The organism is Agreia sp. Leaf210, assembly GCF_001421485.1.
Taxonomy (GTDB): domain Bacteria; phylum Actinomycetota; class Actinomycetes; order Actinomycetales; family Microbacteriaceae; genus Agreia.
Window position 1 is genome coordinate 899,258 of sequence record NZ_LMKK01000001.1, and the last position, 24,801, is coordinate 924,058.

Below are 24,801 nucleotides of genomic sequence, written 5' to 3' on the forward strand. Positions count from 1 at the left end.
TTCGAAGGTGATCACCGACACCTTTCTTCGGCGGCCGAGCGGCGCGGACGAGATCGCGGCCGACGCGCTGCGCGTTCTCGGGGTTCTGAGCGTGATCGCGGGCGGCATCGGCTGGGGTTTCGTCGAGGTGGCCGTGTTCGCGCTCACGTTGCTCGGCATGCTCGTGCCCCGCTTTCTCGGCGTGCGCCCCGGCTTCGATATCGCCATCGGCGGCACCCTGCTGGTGGCCGCCTGGAGTGGCGTCTTCGAGCTCTACACGTCGATCGACTGGCTCGATGTGGTCATCCACTTCGCCGCGAACGGGGTGCTCGCCGGGCTGATCTTCGTGGTGGCCGCACGCGTCGGCATCGTGGCCGACGTCGCACCGGGAACGGCTTCGGCCATTCGCTCGGCGGTGCTGACGACCGCATTCGGACTCTCCGCGGGCGTGCTGTGGGAGATGGGCGAGTGGGCCGGCCACACCTACATCGACTCGGCCATCTACGTGGGCTACGACGACACCATCGGCGACCTCGCCGTGGGCGGGCTGGGCTCGTTGCTCGCGGGGCTCTGCATGCGGTGGCTCGCGGCCGAGAGCCGGTGGCCGGCGCCCGCCACTGAGGGGCTCGAGCACGGTGCCAGTAGACAAAAGAGGAGCGCCGGCTCTCTTGGGGGGTGAACCGGCGCTCTCTCGATACAAAGCTATGGACTACCGGAGCTCATTACTAGGAGGTTGAGCATTTTTCACCCCTGTTTTCACCCCTTCGGAGTGTGCGGCCGGCATTAAGGGAACGGGTCAGCCCAGGCGGTCGAGGCGGTCCTGCGCCTGCTTGGCCCTCTTCTTGGCCTGCACCTCGGCGCGCTCGGCTGCCTTTCTGTCTCGCTCGCCCACCTGGATGTCGTGATAGACGCGCGCCAGATCCGACTCCACGCCGCGCAGCTGCTCCTCTATATCGGTGCGCTCCGTCTCGAGCTCGGCGCGCCGGCCAGCGAGGTCGGCCAGGTCGTTCGCCAGGTCTGCCACCGACTGATGCGCGGTGGTCACGTCATCGAGCGCACTCCAGGCCGCGTCCTCGGCGGCCTTCCGTTCCCGTTCGCTCGCCTCGGGGTCTGCCGCGGATACCTTCGGTCGCGCCGCCCGGGTGCGTCGCCCCGCCGAGACTCCTTCGGGCGGCAACGCGGCCGCGCCGTCGAGCCGCACCGGCTCCCACCCCGTGACCGCGAGCCCGCGCACCAGAAGCCCGTCGCGCACGAGCGCGGCGGCATCCGGGTCTGTCATCGCCGCCTGCAGGGTCTGCGAGACCTCGATCATCGCCGAGCCGCTGAGGGTGACGCCGGCCGCGTCGGCGAGTTCGCGCGTGCGACCGGATGCGCGAGACAACGCCTTCTGCCGCTCGGCCCCGAGCGAGCGCAGGGCCACCGGATCGCGGTCGTCCTGCGCCTCGCGCAACCGCTCGCCGAGCTCGAGCAGCTCGTCGAAGAGCGCCGCGTCTTCTCGCACCAGCGCGCTGACCGCCCACGCCGGGGCCTGCGCCCGGGGCAAGCGCTTGATCGCCGCGGCATCCGATCGCTGCGACGCGTCGCGCGCGGCCTGATTGCGGGCGGCGGTGAACTCGGCGGGCGGCAACTCGTAGAGGGCTCTCGCCACGCGCCGCACTTCACTCGAGGTCATTCCTCTATGTTCGCTTATCGACGCAGCTCGCGGGCAGGGGGTCGTGTTTGTGCCCGAATACCTCCATGTGTCGAGGGGGGCCTCGACGCAATGGAGGTATTCGGGCACAGTCATCGCGGGTTCCTAGCGAGGGGCGCTGGTTCCCACCGACGACCGGGCCAGGTCGAGCTGCACCGTGGTGCCCACCGCGGTGAGCCGCAACGCGGCCACGTCATACTGCCCCGTCGACCGCGTCGCCGCATCCGGGCCCGGAACCGACCAGGCCGGCTCGGGGTTCGCGTTCGCCGGGTCGGGGCTGTTCTGTGCGTTCGCGGTCAGCGACAGCAGGGCGTCCTCTCCGAAGAGGCCCCGCGTGGCGTTGGCCACGAGGGTGATCACGGGCGCGGTGAGCGCGAGGAGCGCCGCACTCGTCGTCGACACCACGCTCGTGGGGCCTGTGAAGAGCGCCGCGTTGAGGGCGGTGCCCAGGGCCTTGGCCACGTTGCTGGTCAAACCGCCCGTGAGCGAGTTGAGCAGCAGGCAGAGAGCGGCTGCTGCAAGACCACCGCACGCTTCGCCGCCCGCGAGGGCGATCGACGAGGTCACGGCCGGCGATCCGTTCAGGAGCGTGTTGAGCGAGACCTGCGGAATCGTCAGCGTGATCGACGCCACCGCGGGCACCGTGCCCTGCAGCACGTTCACGACGACCTTGCCCGACACCGTCAGAGCGGCGAGCGAGGCCTGAATGGCGCTGTTCAGGTCGTCGACGTAGTTGCTGAGAGCCTGCGTCGTCGCGGCGGTGAGCGCGTTGATGACGGCGTCGTTGATCAGCAGCTGCGTGTTGGGATCGAGCCCGTTGATCCCGTTCGTTCCGTACGCCGCCCCGAGCAGTCCGTCGAGATCGACCCCGATCTGCCCCGTCGCCAGGTCGATCGACACGATGCCCGCGTCGTCGGAGATGGTGTCGTCGAGCAGGGCGTTCACGGCGGTCAGATCGAGATTCACCGAGAGCTGACTGATCGAAACCGATCCGAGGCCCAGACCGAGAGTGCCCAGCAGCGCGGTGAGCGAGGTGGTCAGGCCGCTCGCCAGAGTATTCAGCACTCCGGCGTTGCCCGCGAGGCCTTCCACCCTGCCGTCGAGTCCGTTGATGACTCCCGTGGTTCCGGTGACGAAGGTGCCGACCGTCGGCGAGGTCAGGTTCAGGTCGACCCCGGCCACCGCGTACTGGCGCTGCAGCGACGAGAGGATCGAACCCGTCCAGCTGGCAGCACACGCGTCGAGAGTCGCGCTCGACGCCACGGCGCCCACCTCGAGCGAGGCGTCGGCGAGGCCGGCGATCTGCGCGCTCAGATCCTGCCCGAGTGCCGACTGCACGATCTCGCTCAACTGCAGAGTGGCGAAGGTGGGCGGGTTCGGGCCCGGTTGGCTCGCCGTGGTCTGGATGGCTCCGCTGTTGCTCACCGCGCCGGTCGCACCCGTCGAGGTTCCATCCGCGTTGACCTGCACGTAGCTGTTGTCGACACCGAGGTCGGCGTTGAGCGGAAGCAGGAGGAGGTCGCCGAGGCTGACCTGCAGAGCGTCGAGAGCCGTGACCGTGAGCGGATTCGCGTAGGCGTTCTCACCCAGCGAGTTCGACTGCGGCGGCGGCGGCGCGATCGAGACACCGGATGCGTCGTTCACTCCGCTGATGCCGTCGAGCTCGGCGAGGTCGTCGAGGTTGATGTCGGCCAGGCTTCCGCCCAGCAGCTTGCCCGACGCCCGCGTGGTGAACGGCGAACCGTCGGGGCCGCAATCGAGCGTGCCCACGGTCGCCGAATCCCACTCGGCGTCGAGCCACGCGGCATCCGTCGGTGCGGCCTGAATCGAGGTGCCCACCCCGACGGTGATGGCGACCACCCCGGCGAGAGCGCCGATGAGGCGGCGCGTCGTCGGGCGAGAGAGGGTGCGGCGGGTGGTGCTGCGCGGGGTCATGACTCGCTCCTTCGGGGGGTGAGGGTTCGGCGGTAGCGCACGATCATGCCGAGCGCGATGGCGCCGGAACCGATGAGCACAACCGCGAGCGCATCGAGTCCGGTGTTGGCGAGGCCACCTCTGCCACCCGCTCCTGCACTGCCCGGCGTCTGCGAGCCAGGCGGTTGCGTGCCGGGTGTCGTGGGATTCGTGGCCGCTGCGTCGTCACCCTCGGCGAGAACGTTGAAGGCGAAGTCGCCCTCGAGCCCCATGAGGCTCTCATCGCCGCTGGCCGAGACATCCGGCATCCGCACCTCGACGAGGATGTAGCGCGGGCTGCCCGCCTCGAGCGTGCCGAGGTCGAACCGCACCTCGCCCCCGATTTCCGCGCCCGGGTCGACAGACATGATCGCCTGCGGGTTGTCGGGGCAGACGGGGTCTGGCGGATCGAATGAGACCGGCTCTGCCGGCATGCCCGTCCACGGTATGTCGCAGAACCCGATGTCCATCGACACCCCATTGGGGTGAGCCATCAGCTCTCCGCCGGAGTACATCTCGAGGGCGAGGCGAGCTGTTGGAGCGTTCTCGAGACTCACCTCGATTTCTCCGAAGGCGACATCGCCGGGGCTCATGTCGGTGAACTCGAGCGGATCGGGTGACTCGCTGAGGTTCAAGTAGCCGGGGGCGCCGGGTTGCGGGTCGGGATCACCCGGCAGAGTGAGAGCCGCGGATGCCCGGGCTGAGACGAGCGCGATGCCCGCCACCATGAGCAGTACGGCGAAGACCATGGCGAGCGCTGTCGCGGCTCGGCGTCTGGCGGATGCGGGTTGAACGCGCATGGCGTCTCTCACCTCTTTGTGGTTCGGTGGTGCGGGATGTCTGGGTGCGGGGCCAGAAGGCCCATAAGACGAGGGCGCCGGCCCCGAGAGTCACGGCGACCAGAGTGATCGGGCTTCCGATCGCGTCGCTGACGGCCTGTCCTCCGGCGACGGAACCGAGAATGACCTTTCCCGTCTTCACGTGATACGGAAAGAGATCGGGGATCGTGTTGGCGTCGCCCTGCATCGAGACGATGCGACCGGTCGGCACGTTCGGGTCGGGCTCGATGCCGATGATGCGGTGGGTGATCGGCAGGCGTTCCCCTCCTCGTTGAAGGGTGACGACCTGCCCGACCTCGAGCTCGGATGCCGGGACCTCTCGAACCAGAGCCAGTGAGCCCGTCGGGATCGTCGGGGCCATGGATCCGGTGGCGAAGGTCACGAGTGAGAATCCGAAGAACAGTGTCGCGATTCCCCAGGCGATGGCGGCGAGACCGGCCAGCCCGGCAAGCGCCAGCGCCGCATCCCGGATTCGCGTGACGACGGTCGCGAGCCGTCTCGGGCGACGAGACCCACCGTGTGCATGGGGATGTTCACGGTGGGTCCCGCGGATCTCGGCGACTCGGCTCATCGATTCGCCTTCCGCTCGTCAGCCTCGAGGGTGGTGCCGGTTAGTCGAGCTCGGAGGCCGAGACGAACTGCCAGGCGGGAGCGACTGTTCGACCCTGGAGGGTGTCGGCCGCGTCATCCGGCAGCGAGATCTCGAAGCAGTAGTTGAGCTGGTTGCCCGAGTCTGCCGTCAGAGCGTTGACCGTGGTGCCGGCCGTGCTGAGTGCTGCCGAGGTCGTGGCACTTCCGACGACATACGTCGCGGTCGCTCCGAACGCGGCGTCTGTGCACGCAGCCGGAGCCGCATCCCGTGCGGTGGTGGCGACGACGACACGAAGCTGCAGAGCACCCGCGAGCAGTGCGTCGGGGTCGACGGTGGGAATGTCGGTTGCGCTGACCGCTCCGCTCAGGCGCACGCTCGGTGCTGCCACCGAACCGTCTGCCGTGCTGAGCGACACCGGGGCGTAGACCGAGTCACCCGGGGTGAGGCTGAGTGCGCCCGGGGTGAAGGTGAGCGATCCGCCGGGGTTGCCCTCCTCGTCGATCCACTCGTCGGCCGCGAACGGCGACGACGTGTTCTGCTGCACCTCGAAGGCGCTGGTCCCGACACCCGGCGTGCCGGGGTCTCCGTTCGCTCCGGCCGTTCCACCGACGACCCATTCCGAGTCGTTCCACACGGCCAGTGTGACCGTGGCTCCGACGCCCAGCACGAGACCGGCCGCGAGAACGGCGAAAGCCTTCTGCTTCCTGGAACGCTTCGTGAGTGACGGTGTGACCGGAGACTCCGGTGCGTCGAACTCTGATGTCTGTGACATGACTGATCTCCCCAATGTGATGAAGCCGCCCCTGTTGTGGCCTCTGAGGGTTGAACGATGACATGAGAGGAACTCACGATGGGGCTCGAATGGGCTCTTCACGTAGTCGCGCGGGCGGAGTCGAGTAGTGCCGGCAACGGGGCGGTAGCGGGCAGGTTCGGCGCCGGTAGCTGGCCAGTACGCGCCCGGTAGCGAGGGTCGGTAGTGCCCGCAGAAAGAGTGCGTAGAGACAGCGTGACAACCCGTAGTATGTGCGCAGGGGGTTTCCACTATGACGTCACACACCACTGCCACGCGCTCTCGCGCCCGCTTCTTCACCGCTCGCTTCATCGGCGCCGCCGTCGTCGCCGGCGCACTCGTCACGGGCTCGGTGCTCACGGCTTCGGTCGCCTCCGCAGCTCCTGCCCCGGGTGTTCCCGAGGTGACCGCGGGTCTCGACTACGTGGCGCTCGGCGACTCCTATTCGGCGGGCCTGGGGCTCACGCCGTCGACCGGACTGCCCACCCCCGAGTGCGGCCAGAGTGCAGTCAACTTTCCTCACCAGGTGGCCACCGCCTACGGACTGAACCTCACCGACGTCACGTGCTCCGGCGCCGAGACCGGCGACATCACCGTCGATAGCCAGTTCGGCAACATCTCTCCTCAGATCGCCGCGCTCAGCGCCGACACCGATGTCGTGACGCTCACGATCGGCGGAAACGACCTCGGGTTCACCGACGTGATCCAGACGTGCCTGGCGCAGACCGCCGACGGCCCGTTGCTCTTCCCCACTCAGGATGGCGTATTCCTGCCCAACTGCAACGCGGGCTACGCCGCCGACGGCGTAGACCGGCTCGCCCTGAAGATCTCCGCTCAGGTCGCTCCGTCCTTGGCCAGCACGTACGCCGCCATCGCTGCCGCGGCCCCCAACGCCAAGGTGTTCGTGGTCGGCTACCCCAGCATCTTCCCCGCCACCATTCCGGCGGCCGGCTGCTTCACCACGCTCGGCAGCGCTCCCAACACCTTCCCGTTCACCACGGTCGACACGGCGTACCTGCACTCCGTCGAGGTCAAACTGGATGCTGCCATCCAGAGCGCTACCCAGACGGCGGGCTTCACCTACGTTCCGTCGTTCGCCTCGAGCTTCGGCCACGACGCCTGCGTGACCGATGGAACCGCCTACGTCAACGGCGTCCTCCTCGGAGACGGCGGCCTGCAGCCAGGAACGCTGCACCCGAACACCCTGGGCGCCACGTTCCTCACCGACTCGGTGAGCACCGCTCTCGACGCCGCGTTCCCGGCCCCGATCGTCGTACCGACGCCGCCGACCCCGCCCGTCGCATCCGGACCCGCGGCGGTGACGCCGAAGCCCGCCCTGGCGAACACCGGCCTCGACGGCGGACTCGTCTCTGGAGGGCTCGCACTCGCCGTGCTGCTTCTCGTCGGCGGCGCCGCCGTGACCGTGGCGCGTCGCAAGGCCGCCTAGCCCCGACTACGAGGTTCGGCGCCGTCGATAGGCTGGAGAGGTGACAGATTCCAGTGCCTCCGGCGACCCCGACTTCGATGTCCGTCTCGCGGCGGACCCCGTGCACAACGAGCTCGAGCAGTCGCTTCTTGACGGCATCCGGGGCGAGGTGCGTCAGACGGTCTTCATCTCGGCGTTCCTCACGACGCCCGTCTTCGCGCTGAGCCGCACCGAGACATCCGGCGACGCCGCCGAGGGGTTCAGCCCCCTCGTGCTCAGCACCGTGGGCGGCGCGCCGATGCTGCCGCTCTTCACCGACCTGGCGCGGGTTCCGGCCGACTATCTCGAGATCGCCCCGCACACGGTGGCCCTCACCGGAGGACGCTTCGTGGCCAGCGTCGCCGACGAGGTGGGCATCGTGGTGAACCCGGGGCATCCGATCGGCTTCGAGTTGTCGCCGGGCGCCCTCGCGGCGATCAGGCGCGACTTCACCGAGTCGCAGCAGGGCTGAGCTGGCGCCGCCACCTCGCATATCCGCGCCTGTTCGGTCTATCTGCGCCCGGTCGTCCGGCAGCGCATGCGCCGAACCGGAGCGGACACCCTGCGACAGGCTCACGGAGCGGACTACGGCAGCTCCGCCAGTTGGCCGACGCGACCGGCCAGGATTCCGGGTAGCTGCGCGAGCACCTCGTTCGCCTGCCGGGTGGCGCCGGTCAGATTCGCGTGCTTGCCGTCGTCTGAGGTGCCCGTCTGCCACCGGCCACCGGTGTCGGCGACCGGGGTGTAGACATCCAGAACCGCGATGCCGGCCTGCCGGGCGGCCGCGGCCAGCAGGCGATTGAGTTCGATCACCTCGCCGCCTACCTGGCTCGACGGCGGTACGAGAACGGCGATCGGGGTCGATCCCCGGTCGCGCACGCCCGCCCACAGGGCCTGGATGTCTGACGCGGCCCGGGTGGGCGAGCTTCCGGCAAGCAGGTCGTTGGTTCCGGCCTGCACGAGCACGTAGCCGCCCTGGGCTCCGGCCGCCGCCTCGTCGAGACCGGATGCGATGGTGTCGGCCACCGCGCCGGGTTGCGACGCGAAGGCCCCCATCGAGACCCCGCTGATGGCGTTCGCCTCGACGGTCTGCCGCCACCACGATGCGGCGAAGTAGGCGTGCGAGTCGCTGAGCACCGAGAGCGGGACGACCGGCTGAGGAGCGGCCGGGGTGGCGGAGGGGGACGGCGTCGAAACGGTCGGGGCCGCTCCCACGACCAGGGTCCGCTCCCCCGTAGCGGTGAATCCGGTGTGCAGGCCTGTGGCGAGCGCCGGCCAGAGCGCGATCAGCGCAGCGATCACGACAGTGCGCCAGAACGGCCCCCACGCCGCGCGCTGCGACGCCTGGCGGGCAGCAGAGCGGGAGCTCGGCGGGCGGCGCGGCTCGACGGAAGAGTCGCTCACGGCCGAATTGTCGGTCTGCGGCTAGTCGCCGACGACCTCGGCCATGTCGTACTCCGCCTTCACCAGAATCGGCAGGTGGTCGGAGTCGCCCTGCGGAAGGGTCTTGACCTCGTCGATGCGGAAGCCGTTCGAGGTGACGAAGTCGAAGTGACCGCGCACCCACTTGTAGCGCAGGTAGGTGACGCTGTCACTGAGCGACAGCTCGTAGCCCGAGTCCTTGATTCCGGCGCGCAGCTTGTTCTGGAACAGCGGGTAGTTGAAGTCGCCGACCATCAGGATCGGAATGTCGACACCGATGCGCTGCAGTTCTTCGTGGGCCGCGGTGATCTGGGTTCGACGCAGAGAATTGGATGCCGTGAGCGGCGCGGCGTGGAACGATGCGGCGACGAAAGAGCGGTCGGTCTGGCGATCGAGAAGTCGGGCGCCGAGGAGGCGCTGGGTTCCGGGCGACATCACCCGGTCGTGCATGGACTTCTTGAGCGTGAACGTGGTGCTGTCTTCGACCGAGAAGCGCTCGGCGCGGTAGTAGAGCGCGAGGCCCAGGCGGTTCTCTGTGGTGGCGTGCGACATGGTCAGGTGCCCCATGGTCGACGGCAGCGACGCCGTGTCGGCCTCTTGCACGCAGAAGATGTCTACATCGAAGTCATCAGTCAGGGCGGCGAGTTCGCCACTGGCGCTGTTGTTCCGCAGGTTGTAACTCAAAACGCGCATTCCGGATGGTCCTCTCGCAGTTCTGCTAGACGACAGACTATTCGTCGCGGGCTGGGATTTGGATCGGTTGCGGCTGTGCCTTTCATTGTTTACGTCGTCTTAATCAGTGCGTTCGTTCGCTGAGCCTGTCGAAGCGCCGGGGAATAGGCCCGTCGTTTCATGCGTTTACATCGACATGAAGAAAATCGGGTTCCTCTCGTTCGGCCACTGGCAGCCCATCCCCGGGTCGCTGACGCGCACCGCCGCCGACGCACACCTGCAGATGATCGAGCTGGCGGTCGCAGCAGAAGAGATCGGCGTCGACGGCGCCTACATGCGCGTTCACCACTTCGCGCGGCAGTTCGCCTCGCCCTTCCCCCTGCTCTCGGCCATGGCGGCCCGCACCTCGAAGATCGAACTCGGCACCGGCGTGATCGACATGCGTTACGAGAACCCGCTCTACATGGCCGAGGAGGCAGCGACCGCCGACCTCATCTCGGGCGGCAGACTGCAGCTCGGCGTCAGCCGGGGATCACCCGAGACGGCGCTCCGCGGCTCCGAGTCGTTCGGCTTCGTTCCGCAAGACGGCACGACGGATGCCGATCTGGCCCGTGCGCACACCGAGCTGTTCCGCGCGGCCATCACCGATGCGGGAGTCGCCATGAGCAACCCGCAGATGACGGGCGTGAGCCAGCCCCTCGGCATCCTGCCCCAGTCGCCCGGCCTGGCCGACCGCATCTGGTGGGGTTCGGGCACACGCGCCACCGCCGTCTCGACGGCAGAGCAGGGCATGAACCTGATGAGCTCGACGCTGCTCTCGGAAGACACCGGGGTGCCCTTCGGGGACCTGCAGGCCGAACAGATCGCGCTCTACCGCGCGGCCTGGAAGGACGCCGGCTGGGAACGCGAGCCGCGCGTGTCGGTGAGCCGCAGCATCCTGCCCATCACCACGGATCAGGACCGCGCCTACTTCGGCGACATGAGCCGTGACCGCGAAGACCAGGTGGGCTACCTCGACAACGGCATCGCGCGCTTCGGCAAGAGCTACGTGGGCGAGCCCGACGCGATCGTGAAGGAGCTGCTCGACGACGCCGCCGTGCGCGACGCCGACACGGTGCTCGTCACGATTCCGAACCAGTTGGGCGTCGACTACAACGCCCACCTGCTCGAGACGATCGTGAAGCACATCGTGCCCGCGCTGAACTAGGGTTCGCCGCCGAGTGTGCAGTTCTGGTCGGTGACAGCGCTCGTCACCGACCAGAACTGCACAGTCGAGCGAGCGCGACTCCAGGTCGCAGAGACGAGCCCACCCGAGTGTGCAATTTCGGTCGGTCGTCGGCCTCATCACCGACCCAAAGTGCACACTCGAGCGAGCGCGACTCCAGGTCGCAGATTCCGGGAGGCCCGACGCGGCTAGACGTGCTGGTCAGTCGAACGGCGGCGTTCCGGTGACGACGCCTCCATAGGGCCACTGAACCCAGTCATCGAAGCGGCCCTCTGTGAATGCGCGCGACGCCAGCATGTCGGCCTCCTGAAAGTCGCGCTCGGCGTCTCTGGAGACACCGAGAGTCGGCCGCAGGTCATCGAGTCCGACGGTCACGACAGGTCCGGGCTCAGCGAAGACCTCGAAGAGCATCGGCCGGCCGTACTTCAGGATGCCGAGGAAGATTTTCCTTTCCTGCACCTGGCGAAACCATTTCGGCCGTTCGATCTGAGGGCTCATGCCTCCATCTTCGTTTACGGCGCAGCGGCAGACCGACTCGCGACAAAGAGTCGAATGCTCACCGGCGCACTCGGTAGCGCAGGTAGGCGACTCCCGAATCGAACGAGCGGGTCTCGAGCAGTTCGAGGTCTACGCGCTGCTCGTCGCGGGCGAAGAACGGCAGCCCTCCCCCGACCAGAACGGGATAGACCCGCATGTGGTATTCATCGATCAGGCCGAGAGTGGCGGCCTGGGCAGCAAGAGCTGCACCGCCGACGGCGATATCGCCCTCGCCCGGTTCGGCGCGGAGTCGCGCGATTTCGTCGACGAGCTCAGAGTCGGCTAGGCGCGCGTTGCCTCGCACCGAGGAGAGTGAGCTCGAGAAGACCACCTTCGGCAGCGCATTCCAGAGCTCGAGCCACTGCTGCACCGGGGCCGCGAGCGCGGAGTGGTCGACCGTCTCCCAGTAGAGCATCGCCTCATAGAGGCGCCTGCCCATGAGATGCACCCCGACCTCGCGGATCTCGTCGAGCGCGACATCGAACACCTCGTCGCTGAGACCTGGCCAGTCGAAATCACCATCGGGCCCCTGCACGAAGCCGTCGAGAGACACACTCATCGAATAGGTCACGCGGCGCATGGGGCCTCCCGTCGTTGGGCTGTGAGCTCGATATTACGACCGTCGAGGCCCAACCGCTCGCGCCCCAACTTGATCGTCTCGATAGTGTGAAGTATGGCTACCAATGAGGCGAGCAAGGTGGAGTTCGACGCGAAGATCGGCGTCGACGTCAAGGGCGAGACCTGGAGTTGCATCGAGATTCCCGACTCGGTGGAGCTCTTCGGAACCGGCCGGAGCGTTCGCGTCGACGCGACGATCGACGGGATTGCCCTCGAGAACGTCGGGGCAATGCCCACCGGTGCGAACGGTCACATGGTGTCGTTGAGCGCCAAGGTTCGCAAAGCTCTCGGCAAGGACGTGGGCGACGAGGTGCATGCGGTGATCACTCGGCGAGCATGACCCTCTCGCTGATATCTACTGCAGCCGACCACAAGGAGGTTCGACTATGACTGACATCAGAAGCCGCGCATGGCTGTGGGGCGGCATCGCGTTGATCGCCTCGGCCATCATTCAATTCGCGCTCCCCTCATTCGCACGGGGGCAGGGCGTCATCAGCGCCCTGCTTGTTGCTGCCGCCCTGATGCTCTTCGCCTTCGGTGGCGGAGTTCGGCGCAATATCTTCGGTGGCCACGTACTCGGCGCCGTGACGGCGATGCTCCTCGCAGCGCTGACGATCGTGACCAGCGTCGTAAACCTCCTACCCGAGTCGGGTGGGTCCGCCTGGAATCAGGCGTGGGTTGCGTCGGTCGTCGGCTTCGCCCGGCTGGCGCTGGGATTCATTCTCGTCGTTCAGATCGCGAGATCGCCGCTTTTCTCGAGCCTGTGGAGATGGGGACCGTTGTGGGCGGTGCTCGCACAGGCGGCCGGCTGGGTCGTGTTCCAGTTCGGCCTCATCAACGCGGGCAACTCGGTGAACGGCCCGGCGCTCTGGGCAACCTCGCTGTTCAGCGTGGTGGCGGCATCAGTGCCCATCTTCATCGGCGTGCTGGCGATCATTGCCGCCGTGACGAGCCCATCCGCCTCGCGATCTACACCCTCGTAGCCCTCGGATGAGTGCAGAAGTCCCCACTGCGGACAATCGATACCGGTGAGCCGGTACCTTCTGTCCACAGCGGGGACTACTGAGACTCAGGCGTGCAGCCTGGAGCTACTCGCCCTGCGTCGCCGAGCGGCGGCGCATCAGGAACGCAGCGGCACCCGCAAGCAGCAGTCCGCAAGCGATCGAGATCGGCAGCACCGGCGCGAAGCCCGTGGCAGCCAGTGCCTTACCCCCGGCAGTTCCGGCAGGAACGGCGGGGGCGACCGGAACGACCGGAGCCGCGGCGACGGAGAACATCACGACATTGCTGAGGCCGGAGATCGACGCATCCGAGTCGGCACTCGCGGCGCGACCAGCGATGGCGAGCACGACATAGTCTCCGACGGCAAGCGGTGTCTCGACGGCGAACTCCCCGTTGGCGTCGACCGTCGTCGTGAAGATCAGGTATCCCTCGCCCGACTCGGTAGGCACGGTCACTGGAATGGCGCGCGCGGCGTCTCCCGCACCCGCCGACTCGTTCTCGAACACGGCGCGGTCGTACACACCGAGTGTCACCACGTCTCCCGTGGTGCCGGTTCCGGTGATCGTCGTCGGAGAACCGGTGAGGATCTGGCCCTCGGTGGGCGAGGTGATGACAGGAGTATCGGCGATGCAGTTCAGTGTGATGTCAGCCTCGGCGAGCACGCGGTAGTCGCCCTCTTCGTCGACCGAACCGACCTCTACGTGAGTCGGGGTGTCTTCATCGAGGGTGGTCGATCGCTGGCGCACCTCGCCCGGATCGAGCTGGCCGCCCTCGAGCGACACGTCGCCGACGGTGAAGTAGTACTCGGTGACCGTCTCACCCGTCGAGTTGTCTGCGGTCAGCAGCACGCCAGGGATCTCGCCGATCACGCCGCCGGTGTCGAGCAGACACGACGACTGGATGCTGCCGGTTACGTCTGGGCTGTAGTTGCCGACGCAGTCGACCGACGCCAGATTGCCGGCGAAGAAGCCTCCGTTGCCGCGCACCTGCACGGTGGTGTTCTCGTCTTCGGGAAGCTCGAGTACGGTGCGCTGCGATTCGCCCGGTGCGAGAGTGATGGTCTGATCGACCGTGTCGAAGTTGATGACGACCTCATAGGTGAGGCTCTCGTCGGTCGTGGTGGCGTTGGACACGGTGAAGGCCAACCCGTCGACCGTTCCTTCGCCCGTGCTGATGCCGCAGTTGCCGTCTTCGAAGACGACGGAGCCGGGAAGAGCCTGGGCTGGTGCCGCTGAGAGTGCAACCCCCGTGGCGGTCAGGGCTGCAACACCCAGCACCGCGAAGGTGCGCTTGAGAAGTGACGTCATTGTGTGGTTCTCCTGATGGTTGGGCGCGATCAAGCGCGCTTCAAGGAGACCGAACAGCAGACGTGGTCAACGATGACGGAATGCAGTCGGTCTGAGAGGAGTACCGACGCCCCCATCGATACACAGAAAAACTAACAGCAAACTCCCACGAGCGACAGGGGTGATTTTAGGGTTGCGAGCGAACAGTCCAAGAGCGGCGCCGCTCCGAATGACTTTTGTGTGCCGTACCGTCGCACGCCCCCGTGGAACGGTGCGGCACACCTACTTGGCTTGGCCTATGCCGAGCGCGTTGCCGTCGGGGTCGATCAGGTAGGCCACCCAGGCATCCCCCTGATCGGCGATGCCATCGACCGTCTTCAGCTCGTCGGTGTCGTAGTTCTCGGGCTCGACGCCGCGGTGCTTCAGCTCCTCGAGCTCGGCGCGCAGGTCGAGAACCCGCCACTCCGCCTGGGTCTGCTCGTCTTTCGTGCCGACGGTCGATGCCGTGACCTTGAGCCGGGTGTTTCCCGAGGCATAGGTGATGGCGGTGTCTGTGGCCTCGATCACGTCGAGGCCGAGGCGCTTCTCGTAGAACTCGCGCGAGGCATCCAGATCTTTCGAGAGAAGCACAACGTCGACGGGGTGGTCTTTCAGCATGATTGAGCCTTTCGATGGGTAGTCGTCCCCCACGATCCGCTTGCGGCCGCAGCCGGTCAAGCCCTTGTCAGATGGAACAGGCGCCCACCGGGCGCAGGTATCAGCGCTTCGCCGAAGGTACCGCGAGGAGTCCCAGCGCCAGCGTGCTTACCGCGAAGCCAGCCATCATGCCGAGGGCCGCGACCTCGAAACCGGTGACGTAGACCACGAGGCCGACGCCGAAGAGCACGACCGCCAGTGCAAGCAACCCGAAGCCCGCGATGCGTGTCCATGGCGTTTCTGCGGTCATGAACCCGATGCTGCACCGGCTGAGCGCCGAGGGATAGCCCCCATTCGGTGAACATCCATGTGGCGCCGGAAGCCCTCCGACAAGCCCAGGCAGAGACGTGCCCAGGGAGCGACAGCGCAGCTACTTGCCGTCGGCCTTTCCCTCGGCGATGTACGCCAGGCGGCGCAGCGTCTCGATGTTGCGCACGTAGAGTCCGATGTCGAGCAGCGCCGGCGGAATGTACTTTCCCGGCCCGGCGACGGCCTTCTCGATGATGCGCACCACGCATCCGTTGCCCCGCGGCTTCACGTCGATCTGCACCGACGCCTCGCCGATCGGCCAACCCTTCGCGACGATCAGCATGTGCCGGGGCGGATCCCACTCGTGCATCGTGGTCTCGTCATCCAGCACCGCGGGCCACGATCCGAACGAGTGGTGCAGATGCGAACCCTCCGCAGGCCACGCCTTCTCGACCTCGCGCATGCGCGACGATCCCACCACCCACGTCGGAAACAGCCATCCGTCGGCGAGTACGGCGAAGACGTCCTCGGGGGAACAGTCCATGAGTCTCACGTTTGTCGACATGACTCACCAGCATCCGGCATCCACGAACGGGGGTCTAGGGGTTGCGGCCCACGAGCAGTAGTGTCGGCGCATGTGCACCCGTGTCTTCTGGAATGACAACCCGATCGCCAAGGTCACCTCGCGGTGCATGGACTGGGAGGTCAGCGACGAGCCCGAGCTCTGGTTCTATCCGCGGGGCCTCGAGCGTTCGGGCGGGCCGCAGCCGGATGCCGCCCGGTGGCGATCGCTCTACTCGAGCGTCGGGCTCAGCATGTGGAACATCGGCACGTCGGACGGCATGAACGAGAAGGGCCTCGCGGCGCACGCGCTCTTTCTCGACGACATCAAGCCACCCACAGCAACCGACGCCCCGACGATCGTCATCGCGATGTGGGTGCAGTACGTACTCGACCACTTCGCCACCGTCGCCGAGGTTCTCGAGCACCTCGACGACGTGCGCATCATCGCTCCGCCGATCAGGGGGCAGTACATGGGCGCGCACCTCGCCCTCGAAGATCCTTCGGGAGACTCGGCGATCATCGAGCCCATCGACGGCGAGCTGGTCGTGCACCACGGTGCCGAGTACACGGTCATGGCGAACTCCCCCGGCTACGACGAGCAGCTCGCGAATCTCGCCCGCTACGCGCCGTTCGGCGGAGACCTCACTCCCCCGGGCGACATCACCTCGCTCGACCGCTTCGTGCGCGCGAGCTACTTCAGGCACTACCTGCCGGAGCCGGCGAACGTCACGGAGACGATCGCGGGGGTGTTCCGCATCACGCAGAACGCGGCGGTTCCGCCGGGTGCGCCCTACAACGACGGAGGCGTGTATCCCACGTGGTGGCACGCGGCCAGCGACGTGACCAATCGCGTGTACTACTTCTGGTCGACGCACAGCCCCTCGGCCATCTGGGTCGACCTGGCCCAGCTCGCCGACGGCAAAGAGCTGCTCGCTCTCGACCCGCGCCGGGAGGGTCTCATCGGCGACGTGACGGCTCGACTCGCCGGCGCCGACCTCGCCTACTGATCAGGCCAGCAGTCCCCCATACGCCATGCATCGAATCCTGTCGACGGGGCGACGGGGCGCACCGGGTGGGCACAGACTCGAGTGAGGCGGCTGGTATCGGCCTGCCCATCTGAAGAGCAAAGGACTGTCATGACCCGTGGAGTAGCCGTCGTCACCGGAGGAACCGCCGGACTCGGCCGTGCCATCGTGAGGGAACTCGCCGATCGAGGTTGGGATGTGGCCGTGCTCGCGCGCGGCGAAGACGGTCTCGCCGGTGCCGTCTCCGATGTCACCATCCGCGGGGGTCGTGCCCTCGGCATCAGCACGGATGTCGCGGATCGCGACGCCGTCGAATCTGCGGCCGACCGCGTGGAGACCGAACTCGGCCCCATCGAGCTGTGGGTCAACGACGCGATGGTCGGCGTCTTCGGCGACTTTCTCACCACCGAGCCCGCCGACTTCGAGCGCGCGACGCAGGTGAACTACTTCGGCTTCGTCAACGGAACCCGCGCGGCACTCTCGCGCATGGTCCCCCGCGAGCGCGGTCACGTGATCCAGATCGGATCCGCGCTGGCGCACCGGGGCATCCCCCTGCAGGCGGCCTACTGCGGAGCGAAGCACGCCGTGAAGGGCTTCACCGAGTCGGTCACCACCGAGCTCATCCATGCCAAGAGCCCGGTGCGCATCTCGACCGTCGACATGCCCGCGCTCAATACGATCCAGTTCAACTGGGTCAAGTCACAGTTGCCTCACCACCCGCAGCCCGTGCCACCGATCTACCAGCCGGAGGTCGGGGCCAAGGCCGTGGCCGACGTCGCGGATCACCCGCGCCGCCGCACCTGGGTGGGCGAGCCCACCATCAAGACCGTGCTGGGCAACCGCTTCGTCGCGGGCTGGCTCGACAACTACCTGGCGAAGGTCGGCTACGACGGGCAGCAGGCTCCCGAGAAGGTCGAGGCGATGCTGCCCAACAACCTCTACGAGCCCGCGTCGGGCGACAAGGGCGCGCGCGGAATCTTCGGCAGCGACGCGCGAAACGGAAGCCCGGCGACCTGGGCGATCGGCCACCGCAAGACGATGGCCGCGGCTGCGATCGGCCTCGGAGGTGCGGCCGTGGGCGGCGCCGTCGTTGCGGTCACCGCTGTGGTCTCCCGCTTGCGTCGGTCGTAGGCTGGGCCGCATGAGCGAAGTGGATGCGGTCGTCGTCGGCTCCGGGCCCAACGGTCTTGCCGCGGCCGTGACCCTGGCCCGTGCCGGGCTATCGGTGCGGGTCTACGAGAAGAACTCGACGATCGGCGGGGGCGCTCGCACGAAAGAGCTGACGCTTCCCGGCTTTCTGCACGACGTCTGCTCCGCCGTTCATCCCATGGCCCTGGCCTCGGGATTCTTCCAGCGCTTCGGCTTGCAGCAGCGCATCGAGCTGGTACTTCCCGAGGTGTCGTACGGGCATCCGCTCGACGGCGGACGCGCCGGAATCGCGTACCACGACCTCGCCCGCACGGTCGCAGCGCTCGGCCGCGACGGCGCCGCGTTCCACTCGCTGATGGCGCCGCTCGTGCAGCGCGCCGACCAGGTGGCACGGCTCGCGGGCTCCAATCTGCTCATGGCTCCGCGTCAGCCCATCACGGCCGCACTCTTCGGCCTGCGGGTGCTCGAGCAGGGCCTGCCCACCTGGAACGCCCGTTTCCAGGGCGATGTCGCGCCCGCCATGCTGGCCGGCGTCGCGGCCCACGCCATCCGGCCCATGCCCAGTCCGGTCACCGCGGCAGCCGCGCTGAGCCTCGGCAGCTACGCGCACGGTCGCGGCTGGCCCGTGCCGGTCGGCGGCAGCCAGGCGATCGTGGACGCGATGGCCGACGATCTCGTGGCGCACGGCGGGCAGATCGAGACGGATGCCGGCATCCGGTCGCTCGATCAGCTGCCGTCGTCGACGGCCGTGCTCTTCGACACGACACCGCGCGCGGTGGCCGACATCGCGGGCCGACGCCTGCCCACGCTCTACACGAAGGCGCTGCGCGAGTTCAGCTACGGCAACGGCGTGGCCAAGGTCGACTTCGCCCTGTCGGGACCTGTGCCCTGGACGAACGCCGAGCTGCACAAGGCGGGCACCGTGCACGTCGGTGGAACTCGCGCCGAGATCGCCGCGTCCGAGGCCGAGGTCGCTTCGGGGCGGCACACCTCGAATCCCTACGTGCTCGTCGCGCAGCCGTCGAGCTTCGACTCGACGCGCGCGCCCGAGGGAAAGCACGTGCTCTGGGCGTACACGCACGTTCCGAAGGACTCGTCGATCGATCAGACCGAGCCCATCATCACGCAGATGGAGCGCTTCGCTCCGGGGTTCCGCGACCTCATCCTCGGCTCGGCGAGCATGACCGCGCGCGACATGGAGAACTACAACCCGAACTACATCGGTGGCGACATCGCAGCCGGCGCCGCCACCCTGGCCCAGCTGGTGCGCCGACCCGTGCTCTCGTTCGACCCCTGGCGCACTCCGGCGTCGGGAATCTACCTCTGCTCGTCGTCGACGCCCCCCGGCCCCGGCGTGCACGGACTCGCCGGCTGGTACGCCGCGAAGAGCGCTCTGAAGCACAGCTTCGGAATCAGGTCGACCCCGTCGCTGGCTCCCTGACCTCGAGGGCCGTGCCCGGTCGGCGGCTCAGGCCGGGATCGCGTCGAGTTCGGAGACGGCTTCGGCGGCGGGAACCGCGCCGGCGGCGGCCGCCGTGTCGTGACGGCGTAGGGTGCGGCTGATCTTGCGCACCTCGTGGCGGGCCATGCGCTCCAGCGTCGAGTCGGGGTGCGCGCGGCGCACGTCTTCGAGAGCCTCGACGGTCAGCTGGGGCCCCACCACGCGACGCAGTGCGTACATGGCCTGCTGCGCGACGTCGACGTCGTGCACGAGCTCGCGTAACACGCGCTCGGTCTCGGGGGCGCGACGGAAGCGCGGCAGTCCGAGCACGACCTGCTGCCGATTCATGCCGTAGCCCGTGTCTGCGGCGATAGCGAGAATCACAGACGCTGCGCTCAGCGGCGCCGCGTTCACGAGCGCCTCGCCGAGTTGCCATCCGACGCGTCCGCGTCGAACCGCACCCCACTCGACGAACGACGCGTGCAGCGCCTCGAACGCCACCGGCCGCGCCGCGGGGTTCTTGAGGTGCAGGGCGACGGTCTCGATGACTCCGGGATCGGAGAGCCGGGGCAGAACGTCGATCAGCACGGGCGTGGCCGCCTTGGAATCGAACGAGGAGGTATCGAAGTAGCGGCGGTCGTTGACGAAGCGACCGAAATCTTCTGCGCCCGCGACCGAACGGTCGGCGAGAAGACGGCGCACCAGGGCGCGCTCATCGGTGGTCGAAACGACGGACATACGAGCAGGATACATCCGATAGCTGAGGATTTATCGACACGCGTGTCTCATCGTTCGATATCTCGTTGCATCGAGGGCCTGAGGGTCGTGTCGAGGCGGCATGACGGCTGCTCGCACCTTCGCGGCAACCCGTTCCACGGCACAGCCGCCGTCGCGAGACAATGGAGTCATGAGCGAGATCGTCGACAGCCCAGGGCAGAGCACTGCAGACACCGACGAGTCCCAACTCATCTCGCTTCTGCGGCGACTCGTCGAGATCGATTCGTCGAATCCCGACCTCGGCAGCACGGGCCGCGGAGAGGCGGCCGTCGCCGACTTCATCACCGAATGGCTGGCGCCCCATGGATGCGACATCGCACGACTCGAGGCAACGCCCGGTCGTCCGTCGATCGTGGCGACCTGGCGCGGGTCGGGCGGAGGCCGGTCGCTGATGCTCAACGGGCACATCGACACCGTCTCGCTCGACAGCTACGACGGCGACGGCCTCGCCCCGGTGATCCGCGACGGCTCGATGTTCGGTCGCGGCAGCTACGACATGAAGTCGGGAATCGCCGCCATGATGGTAGCCGCTGCCGCAGCCGCAGAGCGACCGCACCGCGGCGATATCGTGCTCGCCCTCGTCGCCGACGAGGAGTTCGAGAGCGCCGGCACCGTCGAGGTGCTGAAGCAGTTCACCGCAGACGGCGCCATCGTCGTCGAACCGAGCGACGGCGAGGTCACCCTCGCACACCGCGGTCTCGTGTGGCTCGACGTCGTCATCACGGGCCGTGCCGCCCACGGCTCCCGCCCCGACCTCGGCCGCGACGCGATCGTTCAGGCGGGCCGCTTTCTCGCCCGTCTCGGCGACCTGGCGCACGAGCTCACGACCCGGCCCGAGCATCCGTTTCTCGGCGCGGCCAACGTGCACGCGTCTCTCGTGCGCGGCGGCGTCGAGATGTCGAGCTACCCGGCCGAGTGCACCATCGGCATCGAGTGGCGCACGCTGCCCGGGCAGGATCTCGACACGATCGTCGGCGAGATCGACGCACTCCTGGTCGCGGTGTCGGCCGAGCATCCGGGGTTCACGTACCGCATCGTGCCGGGACTCACCGAGCCGCCGTTCGAGGCCGACCGTTCGTCGGCCGTCGTGCGGAGTGTGCTTGCGAACGTCGAGGCCGTCACCGGCAAGCCGCCCGTTCTGCGGGGCGAGCCCTTCTGGACCGATTGCGCCCTGCTGGCCGAGGCCGGCATCCCCGCTGTGCTCTTCGGAGTGACCGGGGGCGGAGCACACGCGGCCAGCGAATGGGTCGACCTGGCATCGGTCGAGACGGTCGCGAAGGTGCTCGAGCGCACCATCGACGACTTCTGCGCCTAAGCCCTCGCGGCCTAGGCCAGCGGCTCGATCAACTCGGGGCCGTTGTTGCGCACGCTGTTGACCTGCTTCGACACCTCGTAGTGCTCGAGCTCGTGCGCCACCTCGACCGATTCTGCGTCGAGCAGGTGCAGAAGCGCGTCGGCATCGAGGTCGGCGCCCAGCCAGTCGTCGTAACCGTTCGGGGTGAGAAACGCCGGCATGCGGTCGTGCACCTCGCCGGGCGCGACGTGCGCGTCTCGGGTGATGATGGCCATCGAGATCACCCACCGATCGGGGTCGTCGTCGGGCTTCGTCTTGTCGCGCCAGGCCGAGACGATGCCGGCCATGGCCAGCGCCTGCCCGGGCGCATGGATGAAGTGCGGCTGCTTCGAGCCGTCCGGCAGGATCGTCCACTCGTAGTAGCCCGCCGCCGGAACGATACAGCGCTGCGTCTGGAATGCCCGCCGGTACATGCCCGAGGTCGCGACCGTCTCGATACGCGCGTTGATCGGCTGGGGCCGCTTCGTGAGGTCGGGGTACCAGCCGGGCACGAAGCCCCAACGCACCGCGTCGAGCTCACGGGGATGCTCCTTGCGCTGCCGAACGACCGCCACATCATCGGTCGGGGCCACGTTGTAGTTGTCTTCGAGGTCGGGCAGGTCGTGCATCAGGCCGGAGAGCAGGTCTGCCGAGGCCCTGGCCACCACAAATCGTCCACACATGCGTCCAAGCTAGCCCCGAGCCTCCGACAGCGGAACGCCCGTTTTCAGGAGAATCGACGGTGCCGCGTACGAAAACCGCATAATCGGGGCGGTTTTCCTAAATTGGAGCGCGGCGGTCGGCAATAAATCCCTCGCTCAAGCGGTTGAGGCGCACGTGAGCACAGCACTCCTCCGAGACACCCGCGTCGTCATCATCGGCGCCGGCCAGGCAGGGCTCTCCGTCGCCTTCCACCTGCGCCGCCTCGGGCTCGTCGCCGGCCGGGACTTCGTCGTCCTCGACCGCGGACCGCACGCCGGAGGCGCCTGGCAGTTCCGCTGGGAATCGCTGCGCCTCGACACCGCGCACAAGGTCGACGATCTTCCGGGCATGTCCGAACTCGGAATCAGCTTCTCGACCGCAGATCAATCGCTGCCGGCGCGCGAGGTGGTGAGCGACTACTACGGGCGCTACGAAGAGCACTTCGCCCTCGGAGTCGTGCGCCCCGTCGAGGTCACCGGCGTGTCGAAGATGCCCGATGGGCGCTACGAGGTGCAGACCGATCTCGGCCCCGTTCGCGCCGAGGTCATCGTGAACGCCAGCGGAACCTGGGCGCGGCCGTTCCTCCCGTCGTATCCGGGGGCCGGCGCCTTCGCGGGCATCCAACTCTCGACCCCCGACTATAGGGCGGCGAGCGACCTCGCGGGCCTCGACGTCGTGGTGGTCGGTGGGGGAACCTCCGCCGTGGGGTTCCTGCTCGAGCTCGAGGGCGTCGCCGCCTCGACCACCTGGGTCACACGCAGGCCCGTGGAGTTCACCATGGACGAGCATTCCAAGGTCGCCGCCGTCGAGCGTGCCGATGCGGCGGCCCGCGCGGGATTGCCGATTCCAAGCGTGTCGAGCGGCACCGGGCTGCCCGCGAGCGCTCGCAACGTCGCCGGCCGCGAGCGCGGCGTTCTCGTGGACCGGCCGATGTTCGCGTCGATCGAGATAGACGGGGTGCGCTGGGCCGACGGCTCGTTCCAGCACGCCGATGCGATCATCTGGGCGACGGGATTTCGGGCAGAACTTGCCCACCTCGCACCGCTCCATCTGCGCGAGACAGGAGGCGGGGTAGCCGTCGAGAAGGGCAGGTCGCTGCGCGATCCGCACGTGTTTTTGGCGGGGTTCGGGCCGCAGGCGAGCACGATCGGCGCGAATCGAGCGGGTCGGGTCGTGGCCACTCAGGTGATGGATGCCCTGGCGGCCGCGAACGACCGCGGGGAATGACGCGGACTAGGTCTGCGGACTCGTTCCGCCGGGCTCAGCGATCAGAACCATTCCGTTGGCGCTGTTCGCCGTCACCATGAGCGCCTCGATCCACGCGCGGTTCACGGGTGGCTGGCGGTTGCCGTAGAAACGGATGTGCAGGGGAATCGTCGGATGCATCCAAATGGAGCTGCGCCCGTTGCCTTCGTCGGAGTTGTGCTCCCAGTTGAAGAGGAAGGATTCTCCCCGTCGGAATTTGGCGTTGACCACGACGCGCATGTGCGCGAGCACACGATCGTCGATGTCGATTTCGAGGCCGGTCGGGCCGTAGATGAGTTTTCCCACCTAGTTAGTTTATCTAGCTATTTATCCGACTGCGACACCGCATCGCTCATTCGCTCGAGAAAGGCGGTGATGACCGTGGCCTCGGCCGGGTCGAGGCTCCGCGCGACGGCCATCATGCGGTGATGCATGTCGCCGAACACCTCGCCCATGTCGGAATGGGTCATGGGCGTTGCGACCAGCACCACGGCGCGTCCGTCGCTCGGATGCTTGGTGCGGCTCAGATGCCCGCTCGCGACCAATCGGTCGACGAGCACGGTCGTGGATGCCGACGAGATGCCGAGGTGGCCGGCTAGGTCTTTCGGACTCACCGCCCGCGAATCGCGCTCGGCATTCACCACGAAGCGAAGCGCCGTGATGTCGGTCTCATTCAGACGCAGCGCTGCGCGAGTTCGACGGCGCATCGCCATCTCTGCCACCCGGTAGCGGCGGAGGGCATTGAGCGCATCGACACCGGTCTTCAGCTCGGTATCGTCGCCATACCAATAGCCCGAAGCACGCACCTCCGCCGATTCCATGCATTGATTCTACGGCGAGGTTGCTAGGCGAACTAAGTATCTCTCATTCTTCTCGGACAGGTGTCCGAGAAATCGTGATAGACTGCCCTGATGTCAACTGTTCGGAGTGCTGTAATGCCCGACAGTTTTCGATCTTCCTCCGAGGCTCCGGCCGACCCGAGAGCGGCACGCACCCGGCAGGGAATCCTGGCCGCGGTCGCACGGCTCCACTCCGCCGATTCCGGCGACATCTCTGTCAGCGACATCGTGCGCGAGGCGAAGATCAGCCGCAGCTCGTTCTACGCGCACTTCTCGAGCCTCGACGACCTCGCGGTCGCTCTGCTTCGGCAGGAGCTCGCCAGCGTCGCCGCGCCAAACCCGGATGAGCCCGACTCCGCAGCCAGCCTTCGCGAGAGCTACACCCGTCTCGTGCAGCACTTCGCCCAACGGGAGTCGCTCTACTCTCACGCTCTCGGCCTCCCACTCTCTCGACGAGCGTTCGACGAGGTGATCGCGGCATACGCCGAGCAGGTGCTGGCGTCGTTCGACGCGCCCGCCTCCGGGGCCTCCGCCATCCGGGCGCGTCTTGCCGCGACCTACGTCGCCGGCGGCACCGTGAGCCTGCTCAGCGCCTGGGTAGCCGATCACCACGACATCAGCGAAGACGAGCTGGTCGACCAACTCATCGACCTGCTGCCCTCCTGGCTCACCTGACTCCTCGAGTCTGACCTCCGGTCAGCGCTCACCTCA

Annotated in this window: 28 protein-coding genes; 12 read left to right on the forward strand and 16 right to left on the reverse strand. The window is 67.5% G+C overall.

Translation table 11 applies throughout. The features are described from left to right. Positions 1–7 precede the first annotated feature (7 nt). The gene (locus tag ASE64_RS04210; protein WP_055776275.1) at positions 8–658 is read left to right on the forward strand and encodes a hypothetical protein; all 651 of its coding nucleotides are present in this window, start codon (positions 8–10) and stop codon (positions 656–658) included. 117 nt (positions 659–775) lie between these two features. On the opposite strand, the gene ASE64_RS04215 is transcribed toward ASE64_RS04210, so the two are convergent. From ASE64_RS04215 to ASE64_RS04235, 4 genes are all read right to left on the reverse strand, one after another. After that, positions 776–1,651, reverse strand: coding sequence for a hypothetical protein (locus ASE64_RS04215; protein ID WP_055776277.1), 876 nt, complete (start codon positions 1,649–1,651; stop codon positions 776–778). 123 nt (positions 1,652–1,774) lie between these two features. Next, positions 1,775–3,604, reverse strand: coding sequence for a choice-of-anchor G family protein (locus ASE64_RS04220; protein WP_055776279.1), 1,830 nt, complete (start codon positions 3,602–3,604; stop codon positions 1,775–1,777). Positions 3,605–4,288: 684 nt separating this feature from the next. Beyond that, the gene (locus ASE64_RS04230) at positions 4,289–5,032 is read right to left on the reverse strand and encodes a signal peptidase I (protein WP_055776284.1); all 744 of its coding nucleotides are present in this window, start codon (positions 5,030–5,032) and stop codon (positions 4,289–4,291) included. Positions 5,033–5,072: 40 nt separating this feature from the next. Then, positions 5,073–5,825: a SipW-dependent-type signal peptide-containing protein gene (locus tag ASE64_RS04235; RefSeq protein WP_055776287.1), complete on the reverse strand. Its 753-nt coding sequence runs from the start codon at positions 5,823–5,825 to the stop codon at positions 5,073–5,075. 271 nt (positions 5,826–6,096) lie between these two features. Here ASE64_RS04235 and ASE64_RS04240 point away from each other — a divergent pair, with 271 nt between their 5' ends. Together ASE64_RS04240 and ASE64_RS04245 are read left to right on the forward strand one after the other, a co-directional pair. After that, complete coding sequence (locus tag ASE64_RS04240; protein ID WP_055776290.1) at positions 6,097–7,290, forward strand: SGNH/GDSL hydrolase family protein; 1,194 nt, start codon at positions 6,097–6,099, stop codon at positions 7,288–7,290. Positions 7,291–7,330: 40 nt separating this feature from the next. Beyond that, positions 7,331–7,780: an SseB family protein gene (locus ASE64_RS04245; RefSeq protein WP_055776295.1), complete on the forward strand. Its 450-nt coding sequence runs from the start codon at positions 7,331–7,333 to the stop codon at positions 7,778–7,780. A gap of 113 nt (positions 7,781–7,893) precedes the next feature. Here ASE64_RS04245 and ASE64_RS04250 read toward each other — a convergent pair whose 3' ends face one another. Beyond that, positions 7,894–8,712: an SGNH/GDSL hydrolase family protein gene (locus tag ASE64_RS04250; RefSeq protein ID WP_055776298.1), complete on the reverse strand. Its 819-nt coding sequence runs from the start codon at positions 8,710–8,712 to the stop codon at positions 7,894–7,896. Positions 8,713–8,733: 21 nt separating this feature from the next. Further along, positions 8,734–9,423 (reverse strand): endonuclease/exonuclease/phosphatase family protein, encoded by a 690-nt coding sequence (locus tag ASE64_RS04255; protein ID WP_055776302.1) that lies wholly within the window; start codon positions 9,421–9,423, stop codon positions 8,734–8,736. 175 nt (positions 9,424–9,598) lie between these two features. Here ASE64_RS04255 and ASE64_RS04260 point away from each other — a divergent pair, with 175 nt between their 5' ends. Then, a complete protein-coding gene (locus ASE64_RS04260; RefSeq protein ID WP_200920093.1) occupies positions 9,599–10,609 on the forward strand; it encodes an LLM class flavin-dependent oxidoreductase in 1,011 nt (336 codons plus the stop codon). Between the two features lie 219 nt (positions 10,610–10,828). Here ASE64_RS04260 and ASE64_RS04265 read toward each other — a convergent pair whose 3' ends face one another. Continuing rightward, positions 10,829–11,125 (reverse strand): hypothetical protein, encoded by a 297-nt coding sequence (locus ASE64_RS04265; protein ID WP_055776305.1) that lies wholly within the window; start codon positions 11,123–11,125, stop codon positions 10,829–10,831. A 58-nt stretch (positions 11,126–11,183) separates the two neighbouring features. After that, positions 11,184–11,744: a dihydrofolate reductase family protein gene (locus ASE64_RS04270; RefSeq protein WP_055776308.1), complete on the reverse strand. Its 561-nt coding sequence runs from the start codon at positions 11,742–11,744 to the stop codon at positions 11,184–11,186. A 93-nt stretch (positions 11,745–11,837) separates the two neighbouring features. On the opposite strand from ASE64_RS04270, the gene ASE64_RS04275 reads away from it, so the two are divergent. Further along, positions 11,838–12,122, forward strand: coding sequence for a DUF1905 domain-containing protein (locus ASE64_RS04275; RefSeq protein ID WP_055776312.1), 285 nt, complete (start codon positions 11,838–11,840; stop codon positions 12,120–12,122). A gap of 46 nt (positions 12,123–12,168) precedes the next feature. Further along, a complete protein-coding gene (locus ASE64_RS04280; RefSeq protein WP_055776315.1) occupies positions 12,169–12,765 on the forward strand; it encodes a hypothetical protein in 597 nt (198 codons plus the stop codon). 105 nt (positions 12,766–12,870) lie between these two features. Here the strand turns inward: ASE64_RS04280 and ASE64_RS04285 are convergent, their stop codons facing one another. From ASE64_RS04285 to ASE64_RS04300, 4 genes are all read right to left on the reverse strand, one after another. Beyond that, a complete protein-coding gene (locus ASE64_RS04285; RefSeq protein WP_055776318.1) occupies positions 12,871–14,091 on the reverse strand; it encodes a hypothetical protein in 1,221 nt (406 codons plus the stop codon). Between the two features lie 261 nt (positions 14,092–14,352). After that, on the reverse strand, positions 14,353–14,727 hold the full coding sequence (locus ASE64_RS04290) for a VOC family protein (protein WP_055776320.1): 375 nt from the start codon (positions 14,725–14,727) through the stop codon (positions 14,353–14,355). Between the two features lie 100 nt (positions 14,728–14,827). Beyond that, positions 14,828–15,016: a hypothetical protein gene (locus ASE64_RS04295; protein ID WP_055776324.1), complete on the reverse strand. Its 189-nt coding sequence runs from the start codon at positions 15,014–15,016 to the stop codon at positions 14,828–14,830. Positions 15,017–15,136: 120 nt separating this feature from the next. Then, entirely contained in the window at positions 15,137–15,580 is a 444-nt protein-coding gene (locus ASE64_RS04300) for an SRPBCC family protein (protein ID WP_055776327.1), read from the reverse strand. Between the two features lie 70 nt (positions 15,581–15,650). Here ASE64_RS04300 and ASE64_RS04305 point away from each other — a divergent pair, with 70 nt between their 5' ends. The 3 genes from ASE64_RS04305 (at position 15,651) to ASE64_RS04315 (ending at position 19,194) form a co-directional block, all read left to right on the forward strand. Then, entirely contained in the window at positions 15,651–16,586 is a 936-nt protein-coding gene (locus ASE64_RS04305) for a linear amide C-N hydrolase (protein ID WP_055776328.1), read from the forward strand. 129 nt (positions 16,587–16,715) lie between these two features. Further along, positions 16,716–17,735 (forward strand): SDR family oxidoreductase, encoded by a 1,020-nt coding sequence (locus tag ASE64_RS04310; protein WP_055776330.1) that lies wholly within the window; start codon positions 16,716–16,718, stop codon positions 17,733–17,735. Positions 17,736–17,745: 10 nt separating this feature from the next. Then, the gene (locus tag ASE64_RS04315; protein ID WP_055776332.1) at positions 17,746–19,194 is read left to right on the forward strand and encodes a phytoene desaturase family protein; all 1,449 of its coding nucleotides are present in this window, start codon (positions 17,746–17,748) and stop codon (positions 19,192–19,194) included. A 27-nt stretch (positions 19,195–19,221) separates the two neighbouring features. Here ASE64_RS04315 and ASE64_RS04320 read toward each other — a convergent pair whose 3' ends face one another. Further along, entirely contained in the window at positions 19,222–19,932 is a 711-nt protein-coding gene (locus tag ASE64_RS04320) for a hypothetical protein (protein ID WP_055776334.1), read from the reverse strand. 169 nt (positions 19,933–20,101) lie between these two features. Here ASE64_RS04320 and ASE64_RS04325 point away from each other — a divergent pair, with 169 nt between their 5' ends. Continuing rightward, the gene (locus ASE64_RS04325; protein ID WP_055777456.1) at positions 20,102–21,286 is read left to right on the forward strand and encodes a M20/M25/M40 family metallo-hydrolase; all 1,185 of its coding nucleotides are present in this window, start codon (positions 20,102–20,104) and stop codon (positions 21,284–21,286) included. Positions 21,287–21,297: 11 nt separating this feature from the next. Here ASE64_RS04325 and ASE64_RS04330 read toward each other — a convergent pair whose 3' ends face one another. After that, positions 21,298–21,987 carry an SOS response-associated peptidase gene (locus tag ASE64_RS04330; RefSeq protein ID WP_055776336.1) on the reverse strand — a complete coding sequence of 230 codons (690 nt, stop codon included), beginning with the start codon at positions 21,985–21,987 and terminating at the stop codon, positions 21,298–21,300. Positions 21,988–22,141: 154 nt separating this feature from the next. Between ASE64_RS04330 and ASE64_RS04335 the strand changes: the two genes are divergently transcribed. After that, positions 22,142–23,233: an NAD(P)-binding domain-containing protein gene (locus tag ASE64_RS04335; protein ID WP_055776338.1), complete on the forward strand. Its 1,092-nt coding sequence runs from the start codon at positions 22,142–22,144 to the stop codon at positions 23,231–23,233. Positions 23,234–23,239: 6 nt separating this feature from the next. Here the strand turns inward: ASE64_RS04335 and ASE64_RS04340 are convergent, their stop codons facing one another. Beyond that, positions 23,240–23,557 carry a DUF7882 family protein gene (locus ASE64_RS04340; RefSeq protein ID WP_055776340.1) on the reverse strand — a complete coding sequence of 106 codons (318 nt, stop codon included), beginning with the start codon at positions 23,555–23,557 and terminating at the stop codon, positions 23,240–23,242. 17 nt (positions 23,558–23,574) lie between these two features. Next, positions 23,575–24,072 carry a MarR family winged helix-turn-helix transcriptional regulator gene (locus ASE64_RS04345; protein ID WP_055776342.1) on the reverse strand — a complete coding sequence of 166 codons (498 nt, stop codon included), beginning with the start codon at positions 24,070–24,072 and terminating at the stop codon, positions 23,575–23,577. 114 nt (positions 24,073–24,186) lie between these two features. On the opposite strand from ASE64_RS04345, the gene ASE64_RS04350 reads away from it, so the two are divergent. Then, on the forward strand, positions 24,187–24,765 hold the full coding sequence (locus tag ASE64_RS04350) for a TetR/AcrR family transcriptional regulator (protein ID WP_055776345.1): 579 nt from the start codon (positions 24,187–24,189) through the stop codon (positions 24,763–24,765). Positions 24,766–24,801 lie beyond the last annotated feature (36 nt).